Origin of the sequence: Agrobacterium tumefaciens (assembly GCF_009649785.1) — a bacterium.
GTDB classification, from domain to species: Bacteria; Pseudomonadota; Alphaproteobacteria; order Rhizobiales; family Rhizobiaceae; genus Agrobacterium; species Agrobacterium tumefaciens.
In genome coordinates this window covers 38,539-50,566 of the sequence record NZ_WJOK01000009.1, presented here as the reverse complement: position 1 = coordinate 50,566, position 12,028 = coordinate 38,539, and the positions used below count along the sequence as shown (strand labels likewise).

General features: G+C 59.7%; 14 protein-coding genes and 1 tRNA gene. 5 read left to right on the top strand and 10 right to left on the bottom strand.

What is annotated here, in order from left to right; all coding sequences use genetic code 11:
* The first annotated feature begins 15 nt into the window (after positions 1–15).
* A complete protein-coding gene (gene cydX / locus GH784_RS11585; RefSeq protein WP_004431852.1) occupies positions 16–138 on the top strand; it encodes a cytochrome bd-I oxidase subunit CydX in 123 nt (40 codons plus the stop codon).
* An 87-nt stretch (positions 139–225) separates the two neighbouring features.
* On the opposite strand, the gene GH784_RS11580 is transcribed toward cydX, so the two are convergent.
* The 7 genes from GH784_RS11580 to GH784_RS11550 all read right to left on the bottom strand — a co-directional run bounded on the left by GH784_RS11580 (position 226) and on the right by GH784_RS11550 (position 5,620).
* Positions 226–414, bottom strand: coding sequence for a hypothetical protein (locus GH784_RS11580; RefSeq protein ID WP_004431853.1), 189 nt, complete (start codon positions 412–414; stop codon positions 226–228).
* A 22-nt stretch (positions 415–436) separates the two neighbouring features.
* Positions 437–856, bottom strand: a complete 420-nt coding sequence (locus GH784_RS11575; protein ID WP_004431862.1) for a DUF3597 domain-containing protein — start codon at positions 854–856, stop codon at positions 437–439.
* Positions 857–868: 12 nt separating this feature from the next.
* The gene (locus GH784_RS11570; RefSeq protein WP_004431872.1) at positions 869–1,120 is read right to left on the bottom strand and encodes a GlsB/YeaQ/YmgE family stress response membrane protein; all 252 of its coding nucleotides are present in this window, start codon (positions 1,118–1,120) and stop codon (positions 869–871) included.
* Between the two features lie 135 nt (positions 1,121–1,255).
* Entirely contained in the window at positions 1,256–2,113 is an 858-nt protein-coding gene (gene nadC, locus GH784_RS11565; RefSeq protein ID WP_038494650.1) for a carboxylating nicotinate-nucleotide diphosphorylase, read from the bottom strand.
* A 1-nt stretch (position 2,114) separates the two neighbouring features.
* Positions 2,115–3,680 carry an L-aspartate oxidase gene (locus tag GH784_RS11560; RefSeq protein WP_065702961.1) on the bottom strand — a complete coding sequence of 522 codons (1,566 nt, stop codon included), beginning with the start codon at positions 3,678–3,680 and terminating at the stop codon, positions 2,115–2,117.
* Positions 3,677–4,648, bottom strand: coding sequence for a quinolinate synthase NadA (nadA, locus tag GH784_RS11555; protein ID WP_013762087.1), 972 nt, complete (start codon positions 4,646–4,648; stop codon positions 3,677–3,679). The genes GH784_RS11560 and nadA overlap by 4 nt, the downstream gene beginning before the upstream one ends.
* Before the next feature lie 69 nt (positions 4,649–4,717).
* Positions 4,718–5,620, bottom strand: coding sequence for an NUDIX hydrolase (locus GH784_RS11550; RefSeq protein WP_004431893.1), 903 nt, complete (start codon positions 5,618–5,620; stop codon positions 4,718–4,720).
* A 208-nt stretch (positions 5,621–5,828) separates the two neighbouring features.
* Here GH784_RS11550 and GH784_RS11545 point away from each other — a divergent pair, with 208 nt between their 5' ends.
* Both GH784_RS11545 and GH784_RS11540 read left to right on the top strand, forming a co-directional pair.
* On the top strand, positions 5,829–6,203 hold the full coding sequence (locus tag GH784_RS11545) for a PAS domain-containing protein (RefSeq protein WP_004431894.1): 375 nt from the start codon (positions 5,829–5,831) through the stop codon (positions 6,201–6,203).
* Between the two features lie 71 nt (positions 6,204–6,274).
* On the top strand, positions 6,275–6,775 hold the full coding sequence (locus tag GH784_RS11540; RefSeq protein ID WP_025595216.1) for a hypothetical protein: 501 nt from the start codon (positions 6,275–6,277) through the stop codon (positions 6,773–6,775).
* A 71-nt stretch (positions 6,776–6,846) separates the two neighbouring features.
* Here the strand turns inward: GH784_RS11540 and GH784_RS11535 are convergent.
* A tRNA-Ala gene (locus GH784_RS11535) sits at positions 6,847–6,922 on the bottom strand.
* A 152-nt stretch (positions 6,923–7,074) separates the two neighbouring features.
* Complete coding sequence (locus tag GH784_RS11530) at positions 7,075–7,464, bottom strand: TIGR02300 family protein (protein ID WP_004431900.1); 390 nt, start codon at positions 7,462–7,464, stop codon at positions 7,075–7,077.
* A 198-nt stretch (positions 7,465–7,662) separates the two neighbouring features.
* On the opposite strand from GH784_RS11530, the gene cmk reads away from it, so the two are divergent.
* Positions 7,663–8,343, top strand: coding sequence for a (d)CMP kinase (cmk, locus tag GH784_RS11525; RefSeq protein WP_004431904.1), 681 nt, complete (start codon positions 7,663–7,665; stop codon positions 8,341–8,343).
* A gap of 149 nt (positions 8,344–8,492) precedes the next feature.
* Positions 8,493–10,193: a 30S ribosomal protein S1 gene (gene rpsA / locus GH784_RS11520; protein ID WP_004431908.1), complete on the top strand. Its 1,701-nt coding sequence runs from the start codon at positions 8,493–8,495 to the stop codon at positions 10,191–10,193.
* A gap of 100 nt (positions 10,194–10,293) precedes the next feature.
* Here the strand turns inward: rpsA and GH784_RS11515 are convergent, their stop codons facing one another.
* Positions 10,294–11,850 (bottom strand): hypothetical protein, encoded by a 1,557-nt coding sequence (locus GH784_RS11515; RefSeq protein ID WP_035199937.1) that lies wholly within the window; start codon positions 11,848–11,850, stop codon positions 10,294–10,296.
* Positions 11,851–12,028: the final 178 nt, after the last annotated feature.

Sequence of the window (12,028 nt, the reverse complement as noted above, 5' to 3'; positions counted from 1 at the left end):
ACAAGGAGATCGAACATGTGGTATTTCGCCTGGCTGCTCGGCCTGCCTCTCGCCGCTATTTTCGCCGTCATGAACGCCATGTGGTATGAGCTGATGGAAGAAAACGCCAGAAAGGCCGGGGCCAAGCCGGAAAAATAACGCTTCGGGGCACGGGGCAAAAAAGGGCGGCGTCCTATCTGGATGCCGCCCTTCTTGTAGAAATCGCCGCGATTGACACGCGCGGTTTCAGTGGATCGCGATGCCGCGCTTGTCCGCTTCTTCCTTGATGATGTCTTCGACCAGCGCTCTCTTGAGATTTGGGTTTCCCAGAAGATAGTCGTCGGCAATCTCGAAAATCGATTTCGGATTCTCTGTCCTGTGCAGGGTGTCGAGGTCCTGGCCGATCTGCTCTCGCAAGTTTGAATAGTCGTCCATCGCGGTTCTCCCGGTCACTGGTTCAATGCAGAAGTTCTGCCGGAACCTTGCCGCCGTTTTCAGACAGCTTCTTGATGACAGCCTTGTGCAACCAGATGTTCATTGTGGCTGAGTCCGAGGTATCACCGGTATAGCCGAGTTCGCTTGCCAGTTCCTTGCGAGCGGTTAGGCTGCTGTCCAGATCGAGCGCTTTCAGAAGATCGACGATCGAATGTTTCCAGTCGAGTTTCTGCCCGTTCTGCTTGACCGCCGCGTCCAGAATGGAGGCGACATCGACGCTGCCGGTGGATGCCGGAGCAGCGGCTGTCGGTGCTGGTGCTGCTGGCTGAGCCGGAGCGGCCGGGCTTGCGCCTGTCGTGGGCGCGCCAGCTGGCGCCGAAGTCTGCGGTGCAGCCTCTGCCTTGCCAAAAATCGCGTTCTTGATCTTGTCGAAAAAGCTCATTGTGTCCTCCCTCTATCGGCGAAATGCGCGCCCGATGGCAATGAGAATGCATGCGCCGATGAAACCGGCGATAAGGTATCCAATCCAGCCTCCGAGCGAAATGCCCACAAGCCCAAGCAGGAAATTGGCGACGATGGCGCCAACGATGCCGAGAATTATGTTCATGAAAAGACCCATGTTGCTTTTCATGAACTGTTCGGCAAGCCAACCGGCTACGCCGCCGATGATGATTGCTGCAATCCAGCCGATTTGTGCGTCTTCCATAACAGGCCTTTCCTTTGTGAGAGAGGTCCGCAGGCATATGGACAGGCTTTTGCGCGCACTGATCCCCCCGCCTCTTGACCCCAGGCAGGGAATTAACGGCCAATCGAGGATTTTGTTCCGGTCTCCTTGCTTTCGTCAGCTTTGGCTTTGAAAGTCCAGCCCGATATCCAGAACCGGCGCGCTGTGGGTCAGCCAGCCGACGGAGATGAGATCGATGCCGGTTGCTGCAATGGCTGCTGCGGTTTGAGGGGTGATGCGTCCGGAGGCCTCGGTGATGGCGCGTCCGGCGACGATCTGCACCGCCTCGCGCAGCTGTTCCGGCGGCATGTTGTCGAGTAGAACCGCGTCGACCCCTTCCTCCATCGCTTCGCGCAATTGCAAGAGCGTATCGACCTCCACCTCAATCTTGACCAGATGTCCGACACCCGCCTTGGCGCTGCGGATAGCGTCACGCACGCCGCCGGCTACGGCGATGTGGTTGTCCTTGATGAGAACAGCATCATAAAGGGCAAAACGGTGGTTCATGCCGCCGCCGGCGCGCACGGCATATTTTTCCAGCGCCCTGAGGCCCGGCGTCGTTTTGCGGGTGCAGGCAACCGAGGCTCTGGTGCCGGAGATGGCGGCAGCAATTGTAGCGGTGACGGACGCGATGCCTGAGAGATGGCCGAGAAAATTAAGGGCGGTGCGCTCCGCCGTCAAAAGACCGCGCGAGGGACCCTCGATCGTCGCGATAATATCGCCCGGAGCGACCGCCGCGCCATCCTGCACCTGCCGCCTCATCACGATTGTCGGGTCCACCAACTGGAAAGCCAGTTCTGCGGCATCAAGACCTGCGATGACACCCGGTTCACGCGCCGCCATGACGACGACTGAGCGATGATCAGCGGGGATGACTGCGGCGGACGTGATGTCGCCCGCCAGACCCAGGTCTTCCAGAAGGGCGTTGCGGACAAGCGGCTCCACGATAATGCGTGGCAGAGGGGTGAGGGTCATGTCAGGCGCTCCGCGCAATGCTGGAAGAAAAAAGATTGGACGATGAGAGGTCATGGGCAATGGCGATGACATCGGACAGGCAAAGCCTGCGCCTTGTGGCGGTCGCGTCCTTTTCCGAGAAGTCGTTGCGGAAATGGGCCCCGCGCGATTCTCTTCGCAAGGCGGCGAAGACGGCGATTGCGAGCCCGACGATGGCGGGATCGGATGCCGGGCCGTTCTGTTCGGCCAGTGGGAGAAGTTCGCTGATCGCGCTGATCAACCCCGCTTCATGTCTGGCGATGCCGAGATGGCGGGAGACGATGGGCCGGACGATAGACGGGTCTGCTGCCGAAAGAACAGGCGTTGCGAATGGCGTGACAGCTGTCACCCGTTTTGATGCCGGTCGGGCGGCAATATCTTTTGCCGCACGCATGCCCATGGCAGCCGCCTCCAGCAGGGAGTTGCTGGCCAGCCGGTTAGCCCCGTGAAGACCGGTGCAGGCGGTTTCGCCCGCAACCCATAGGCCCGGCACGGAACTACGGCCATTACCATCCGTGGCGACGCCGCCCATGTGGTAGTGCACGGCGGGACGGACGGGCACGAGTTCGCGGGCGGGGTCTATACCAGCCTCGCGGCATAGCAGGTCGATTGACGGGAAACGCGCCGAAAAACCGCTGCCGATCGCCTTGCGGGCATCGAGAAAGACTTTGCCGCCGCGCAGGATTTCCCGGTCGATGGCGCGGGCGACAATATCGCGGGAGGCAAGTTCTGCACCCGGAACGGTCGCCATGAAACGTTCGCCGCTTTCATTGAGAAGAACGGCACCTTCGCCCCGCACCGCCTCGCTGACCAGAGCCAGCGGCCGCCGGGGAGAGGAAAGCGCCGTTGGGTGGAACTGGACGAATTCCATATCAGTGAGGATGGCTCCGGCGCGCGCGGCGAGCATGATCCCCTGTCCGAAATTGCCGGGGGGATTGGTGGTGGCCTCATACAGCCCGCCGAGGCCACCGGTTGCAAGAATGACGTTTGTGGCCGGCAGAACAAAGCTGCCCTTTTGCCCGGCGCAGATGAGACCGGTTATGGCCCCGCCCTCTGTCAGCAGCCGGCGCACCTCCGCACCTTCCAGGACTGCGATGGACGGCGTGTTGAGAACGGCGGCTGCAAGAGCCCTCACAATGGCCGCACCCGAGCCGTCACCTTCGGCATGCAGGATGCGCCGGCGGCCATGGGCGGCTTCCAGCCCGAAAACGAGCCTGCCTTGTGCATCGCGATCGAAACGAACTCCGGCTCGTTCCAGGGCATCGATGACGGCGGGGGCGGTGGAGACGATATCTGCTGCCATAGCCGCGTCACAGAGGCCGTCGCCTGCGGCGAGCGTATCGGCAAGATGCAGTGCAGTGCTGTCGTCAGCGCCAAGGCTTGCGGCAATGCCGCCCTGCGCCCAGGCGCTGGACGTTTCGCCACCGAGCGCGCCGCGGGTCAGAAGCAGGACCGGTTGCGGTGCGAGCGTCAATGCTGCCATCAGGCCGGCAATACCGCTGCCGACGATGACCGTCCTGCCCGCATATTGCGACAGAGCGTCACTCATACCGCCAGCATCCTTTCCACCGCGCGGCGGGCGGCGACCGCAACAGCCGGATCGATTGTCACCTCGTGGCGGTTTTCTTCAAGCGCTGTGCGGATATTGCCGAGCGTGATGCGCTTCATGTGCGGGCAGAGGTTGCAGGGGCGGATGAATTCGACATCGGGATGATGCACGGCGACATTGTCGCTCATCGAGCATTCCGTCAAAAGCACCACGCGGGCCGGTCTTTCCCGGCCGACGTAATCCGACATGACAGCGGTCGAGCCGGAAAAATCTGCGGCCTCGACGACATCGGGCGGACATTCGGGATGCGCGAGAACGGTGATGCCGGGATGGCTTTCGCGCAATTCCCTGATGTCGTCGGCGGTGAAAAGCTCATGCACCTCGCAATGGCCGCGCCATGCGATGAGTTCGACATTGGTCTCCCGCGCCACATTCTTCGCCAGATATTCGTCCGGCAGCATCAGCACGCGCGGCACGCCGAGCGATTCCACCACCTGGCGGGCATTGCCGGAGGTGCAGCATATGTCGGAAGCCGCCTTCACCGCCGCCGAGGTGTTCACGTAAGTGACGACAGGAACGCCGGGATAGGCCTTGCGCAGAAGTGCGATGTCTTCGGGCGTGATGGAATCGGCGAGCGAGCAGCCGGCGGCCATATCCGGAATAAGCACGGTTTTTCCCGGATTGAGCAGCTTTGCCGTCTCGGCCATGAAATGCACGCCGGCGAGAACGATCACATCCGCTTCTACTTCCATTGCCTTGCGCGCAAGGGCGAGGCTATCGCCAACGATATCGGCAACGCCGTGGAAGATTTCCGGCGTCTGGTAATTATGGGCGAGGATGACGGCGTTGCGCCTGCGCTTCAGATCGAGGATCGCCTCCACATCATCCTGAAAACCCATCCATTCCGCCTTGGGAATGACGCGGCTGACGCGGTCGTAAAGGCTTGCGGCAGATATCTGTTCGTTCACGGCACTCTCCCATTTATACTCTATTTGAGTATATCTACGGCAAACAGATATTCTCATTGTGAGCATATGTCAATTGCGGGAGAGTGGCAGTTTGGTTCCGGAAAGGGCGCGTTCATCCACAACGGTCTGGCGGAATCGGAAGAGCTTTGCAGGGCGTCCGCCGGTTTCGGTCGCCATGTCGCCAGTTTCTTCCACCAGCTGTTGCTGTTCTATCAGCCGGCGGAAGTTCTGCTTGTGCAGCGTCAGACCGGCGAGCGCCTCCACCGCGCGCTGCAATTGCAGCAGGGTGAAAGCGTCGGCCATCAGTTCGAAAACTACAGGCCGGTATTTAATCTTAGCCCGGAGGCGCGCGATGCCGGTGGCAAGAATGCGACGGTGATCGGCAAACATCGGTCTGCCGAAATTGATCCGAGGCTCACTCTGGGCTTCTTCGACCAGTCCGGCCTCATAGAGCAATTCGTAGCGCTGAAGTGTCAGTTCCTCGTTCCAGCCGCCGCCATCAAGGCCGAAGGTGAAGTCGGCGCGTAAATGGCGCTGGCCTTTGCAGGCAGGGTCGGAATCCGCCCAGCAGCGCAGCTTCTCGATGATTGTGTCCAGAACCGCCGGCCGGCCCTGCCGATGGTCTTCCCAAGGAAAATACTCGTACCAGCCATGCCAGATAGGGCGGCCATTGCCGGGCGGCTCCTGTTCGCGAACCAGCCCGAGATAACCGATCGATATGGTTCTTCCGCCAAGAATGTCATTGTTGCGGTCCCGGTCGGCGAAGGTGTAGAGTTGTTCGAGATAGCCGACGGGATGATGTGTCTGTTCGTGTATCCACTCTCTCAACCCGCTCTGAAGCGTCCTGTGTCCGAATTCAAACGGCCCTGATGGAAGTGCCGCGCCCGCCCGCACGGTCATTACCCGCGGCTCGTCCGTGGTGATGGCGGTGACGACGGCGATGAGTTCGGCGTGGGCAAGCCCTATGGTCACGGCGGCTCCTCTGGTAGATGGCGTCGGTATCGACCTTCTTTGGCACAGGAATGCCTGTTCGCCAACAAGCGGGCGGGGAAACGCGGATGCCGCCGCGCATGTAAAACTTTACGTAGCGATCAGACAAAAGAATAAGTGCTTGTGGTTAGTCGCGTATCGTCCTTTATGTTAAGACCCGCGTCAAAAGCATCCATAATGTAGAAGGCCGATGTTAGAGGATATATATCTCGAAGAAACACTTGTGGGTTATTACACCTGGAACGTGGGACAGAATCTGGTTTATCTGGATGCTGTGGCGGCTCGCCTGCGCGAATTTTCCGAAGAGAAAGCCGCCCGCGGCATTCCCGTGGAGGATTTCATAGATCAGATCGAAAGCGGCTCGCGCGCGCGCGTGGCCAAGGCGGTTTACAACTCGCTGACGAACGGCGTGTTCTATGATCAGCAATACCGCATCGAACTCAAATCCGGCGATTTTCGCTGGCTGCGGACAACGGGCAGGGTTATCCTTGATGGTGACCGCATTCCAATCATGGCGATGGGCACGGTGCGAGACATCACCTCGCGCAAGATTTTATTGATGTAATATTTATCGCGTTCGGTCTGTCTTGAAAAACGCCGATCTATTTCTTGTCGATTGTTTTGATGTGCGGTGACATGGTTCGGCAGGTTTTCATTTTGCTGTTTCAGATCGTGCTGGTCACGGGGCTTGGTATAGCCGGCATCCGCATCGCCTCGCTCATGAATGGCGAGGCGGCATATCCAGCGACTGGCCTCTCCGCAAACACGGAAACGCTGTGGACGACCTCTCCGGTCAGGGTCGATCCCCGCCATCAGAATTATGAGCGTATTCCGACCCCGCCCGATCCATACCCCCTGAAAATATATGCGGATCAGCGCCTGCGCGTTGCGTCCAACAATCGCTTCACCTTCAAAGGACAGGAGTTCCGCCTCGCCGGCGTGGAAGACATCGACCGCAACCGGGTTTGCGCCGGACCTGACGGCCGCCGTTATGCCTGCGGCCTGAACGCCTTCAAGGCGCTGGAGAACCGCCTGCGCGGCAAATATCTGGAATGCCGGGTGCTGGAAGAAGGCGGCGGCGTTCCGTCGGTGGAATGTCGGATCAACGGGCAGGATGTGCGGGCGCTCTTGCAATAGTCAACGCGAAGAACAGACAATGCCGCACGAACGCCCGTGCTGGACGATAGAAATTTGTATTTTAGAAGGTTTGGTGGAGCTAAGCGGGATCGAACCGCTGACCTCTTGCATGCCATGCAAGCGCTCTCCCAGCTGAGCTATAGCCCCATAAGGGTTCCGGCATTTCGTCCGGTTCCGGGAACCGAAGCGGCTGTTGTTCCGTTCGGTGGCGGCTTACTACTTCGGCTAATCGAAGAGTGCAAGCACAAAAAACAGCCCGGCTTCATTTTTTTGTCGCCGGGCTGGTTTATCCAATAAGATCAAGCTTCTTCGTCGTCGCCCGGTACGCCGATGATGCCGGACATGTCGTCGTCATCGTCGTCTTCGTCGGCTTCAAGGAAGGTGTCGTCGTCGTCGCCGATTTCCACGTCGTCGTCATCGTCGCCCAGGTCCGGGATATCGTCGCCGCTGTTGTCGCCGTCGGCGTCTTCCAGCGATACGAGTTCGACTTCCGTGTTTTCGGCATCGACTTCCGCGACTTCTTCTTCTTCAGCCTGCTCGAGCTTTGCCTGAGCGGTGCTTTCTTCAAAGAAAGAGAGCGGCCAGGACTTGCCGCTATAGGGAGAAACGACCGGGTCGCGGTTCAGATCGTAGAACTTCTTGCCGGTATCGGGGTCTGTGCGCTTGGTACCAAGGTCCGCTTTTGCCACTGTCTAAGCCTCAAATTGTCGAATGAGTTTCGGTGTGTACGCCGTAAAACCGGCATAGACGGTAAAATTTCTAGCCGGTCCCCTTAATCGTTGCGGTCTTTCGTGTCAAAGACAAACTTTGGAGGCCGCCCTCCCATGATGCGACTTGTATGTCAGGCTGCTCATAAAGATTGGAGGCCGACGCACTCTACTGTATTAATGATGGACGCACAGGCAGAAAGCTTCATGACCTTTACGATTGCCATAGATGGGCCAGCTGCGGCGGGCAAAGGGACCTTGTCACGCAAGATTGCGGAGACCTATGGTTTCCATCATCTCGACACCGGGCTGACCTACAGAGCCACGGCCAAGGCACTTCTTGACGCCGGCCTGTCGCTCGATGACGAGAAAGTCGCTGAAAAGGTGGCGCTGCAACTCGACCTTGCCGGCCTCGACCGCGCGGTGCTTTCAAGGCACGATATCGGCGAGGCGGCGTCCAGGATTGCGGTGATGACGCCGGTGAGGCGCGCGCTCGTGACAGCGCAGCAGCGGTTTGCGGCAAAGGAACCGGGCACGGTTCTGGATGGCCGCGACATCGGCACGGTGGTGTGCCCTGATGCGCCGGTGAAACTCTACGTCACCGCTTCGCCGGACGTGCGGGCGCGCAGGCGTTATGATGAAATTGTCGCCAACGGCAGCGTTGCAGACTACGACGCCATTTTCGCCGAGGTGAAGAAACGCGACGAGCGCGACATGGGCCGAGCCGACAGCCCGTTGAAACCGGCTGAAGACGCGCACTTGCTAGATACGTCGGAAATGAGTATAGAGGCGGCGTTTCAGGCCGCGCGGATGATTATCGACGCCGCCCTGAAGAAACAGGTTTTTCGCGGAACCGCTTGAATCGGTCCGCGTTTAGTCCGGAATTGCCTGAAGACATGTCCTTGCGCCGGGAAGCCTTTTGAAAAGGCGGGCATGGGTTCGGGTATCAACAACGCTAGCCCACCGGCGCTTTTGTATTCGCTCTCGCGCGGATGCAATCAGGAGATTTCATGTCAGTATCTACCCCCACGCGCGAAGATTTCGCAGCGCTTCTCGAAGAATCCTTTGCCTCTAACGATCTTGCCGAAGGCTATGTTGCCAAGGGTATCGTGACGGCAATCGAGAAGGACGTTGCCATCGTCGACGTTGGCCTCAAGGTTGAAGGCCGCGTACCGTTGAAGGAATTCGGCGCGAAGTCCAAGGACGGCACGCTGAAGGTCGGCGACGAAGTCGAAGTTTACGTCGAGCGCATCGAAAACGCACTCGGCGAAGCCGTTCTGTCGCGCGAGAAGGCTCGCCGCGAAGAAAGCTGGGTCAAGCTCGAAGCCAAGTTCGAAGCTGGCGAGCGCGTCGAAGGCGTTATCTTCAACCAGGTCAAGGGTGGTTTCACCGTCGATCTGGACGGCGCCGTTGCCTTCCTTCCGCGTTCGCAGGTCGACATCCGTCCGATCCGCGACGTTACCCCGCTGATGCACAACCCGCAGCCCTTCGAAATCCTCAAGATGGACAAGCGTCGCGGCAACATCGTTGTCTCGCGCCGCACGGTTCTCGAAGAGTCCCGCGCCGAGCAGCGTTCTGAAATCGTTCAGAACCTCGAAGAAGGCCAGGTTGTTGACGGCGTCGTCAAGAACATCACCGATTACGGTGCGTTCGTTGACCTCGGCGGCATCGACGGCCTGCTGCACGTTACCGACATGGCATGGCGCCGCGTCAACCATCCTTCGGAAATCCTCAACATTGGCCAGCAGGTCAAGGTTCAGATCATCCGCATCAACCAGGAAACCCACCGTATCTCGCTCGGCATGAAGCAGCTCGAGTCCGATCCGTGGGATGGCATCTCCGCCAAGTACCCGGTTGGCAAGAAGATCTCCGGTACGGTCACGAACATCACCGACTACGGTGCATTCGTAGAGCTGGAGCCGGGCATCGAAGGCCTGATCCACATTTCCGAAATGTCCTGGACCAAGAAGAACGTACATCCCGGCAAGATCCTGTCCACGAGCCAGGAAGTTGACGTTGTCGTTCTCGAAGTCGATCCGTCCAAGCGCCGTATCTCGCTCGGCCTCAAGCAGACGCTGGAAAACCCGTGGCAGGCATTTGCCTTCAGCCATCCGGCCGGCACTGAAGTCGAAGGCGAAGTCAAGAACAAGACCGAATTCGGCCTGTTCATCGGCCTCGAAGGCGATGTCGACGGCATGGTTCACCTGTCGGATCTCGACTGGAACCGTCCGGGCGAACAGGTCATCGAAGAGTTCAACAAGGGTGACGTGGTCAAGGCCGTCGTTCTCGATGTTGACGTCGAGAAGGAACGCATCTCGCTCGGCATCAAGCAGCTCGGCAAGGATGCTGTCGGTGAAGCCGCAACGTCCGGCGACCTGCGCAAGAACGCAGTCGTTTCGTGCGAAGTCATCGCCGTTAACGACGGTGGCGTGGAAGTGAAGCTCGTCAACCACGAGGACATCACCTCCTTCATCCGCCGCAACGACCTCGCACGCGATCGTGACGATCAGCGTCCGGAGCGTTTCGCAGTTGGCCAGGTTTTCGACGCTCGCGTCGTCAACTTCTCGAAGAAGGACCGCAAGGTCATGCTTTCGATCAAGGCTCTGGAAATCGCTGAAGAGAAGGAAGCCGTCGCACAGTTCGGTTCGTCCGACTCTGGCGCTTCGCTCGGCGACATCCTCGGTGCGGCTCTGAAGAACCGCAGCGAATAATCGCTAGAGATCGTTTGATATAAAGAACCCGCCGGAATTTTCCGGCGGGTTTTTTGTTGGCTACAGTGTTCGTGGCACAGGCCAATGGGCGGCGCGGAATTCAGTGCATGCCACTCATCTTGAGGTAATAATTTTCCGCACTGTCGTCGAAAGCCGCTGTCCGCGGATTTTCCCCATCCCCAATCTCGTCATTGGCGGCCACCCGCTCTTCCATCTCGTCTTGACCGTCGGGATTTTCGCCCTCCGCCTCGCCATTCGCTTCATCCTCGGAAAATGGACCACGCCCGCGATGCGGCGTTTCCGATTCGTGGTCCTCTTCCGCCGGTGGGTATGCGACGAGCGGTAACGGCGTGCCGTCTTTTGCCAGAGCTGCAGCGATCAGCGATTGCGAGGCCGTTTGTTCCAGCATCGCCATTCTTGCTTCCGGGTCGAGAGCGGCGCGGGGCATGGGCTGGGCTTCTGGCCGGTTGGTAATCGTCTCCGTTTCCTCCCCGGTCGGGTGGATGGGCGCTGCGAGGGCAGTTTTTTCGGCAGGCTGCTCTTCGAGTGGTTGCGGTACGGCGCCCGGTGGCGTGGCGGAAAGCTGGGCAGCGGTGGTGGCCTTGGCGGGAAGTTTGCCGGCCACTGCAGCAAGGAGCAGGTTTTCCATATCCTTGGCGCCAGCCGTGGACTGGCCGGATGGCGGGTTCAAGGTAGTGCGGATTTCCCTCGGCTCCAGCTTCATCGTGTCCCGATGCTGAAGTGCAGGGCGCATCTCGGCGTTCTCAGCCCGTGGCGGATTTGCCGGGCGGGCATCTGTCGAAGCTTCTTTTGTTGTGCTGCCCGTTTGCGGCTGAGGCGAGCGTACGGTGCTTTCGGCGGCTTTCCCTTCCGGTTTTGCCGAATCGTGCGGAGAGTCGGACATGTCGGCAGGTGGGGCGGGAAGATTGGCCTGCGGGCCTTGCGGCGCTGCCTGCGCCGCAACCATGGCTTTTATTGCGGCGGCGCTTTGGGCAAGCGGGCCGATGAGCATAGGCAACAGCCGGCCGGGCGCGGCGGCGGTTGCCGGTTGTGCTGTTGTTGTGGTGGTCGTTGCCGGGTTTGGGCGGCCGTCAGCACTCTGGCTCGGGCCGTTCTGCTGTCTCGCTTGCACTGGCTGCGCGGTCACCGGATTGGCCGAATTGTTCTGCTGATAAGAGGACACCACCGCCTTCGCCGCAAGATCCGTTCCCTTGTAGCGGGAAAGTTCGATCAGCAGCGCAAGCCTTGCGGCATCCGGCCCGGTTGGCTGTTTCAGGATTTCTGCGAGCATCGAAAGGCTCAACCCCTGCAGGACTTTGCTGACCTGTTGTTCCAGCGCCAGGCGCTGCGGTGCGGGCAGGGCGCGCAGCGCATCCGTCAGACGCATCACATAGGTTTGAATGGCTTCGCCGTCGCGTCTTGGGAGGTTCATCAGCTTGCCAAGCGCCTCCGCCAGAACGGCGGTGCTGCGGGAAAGCTGATATTCGCTGGCGAGAGAGGTGACTGCGGCTTTGGCGAAAAGACTGCTGCCATTGTCGGGAGCAAGATTGCTTGCCTGCGGCTGCACGGCCTCCTTCGGCTCCCCGCGCTGCGTCTGCGAGGCTGCGGCTCCATAGGCGGCATCGGCTGCCGGAATTTTCGGTACAGGCGGTAACATGCTGCGCTCCGTTCCTATCGATTACCGGCGCTGGCTGCGAAAGGGCCAGTCCCTGGCTCTCTGATCCGCATTTGGCCTATGTTGAAAGATTGCCGCGCCGGTGATGTACAGGTGTCATCTCGCCCGCTCATGCGGGAGCGCCGTGTGCGTCGCTGGCAGGAATGCCAGCTCTTCGCGA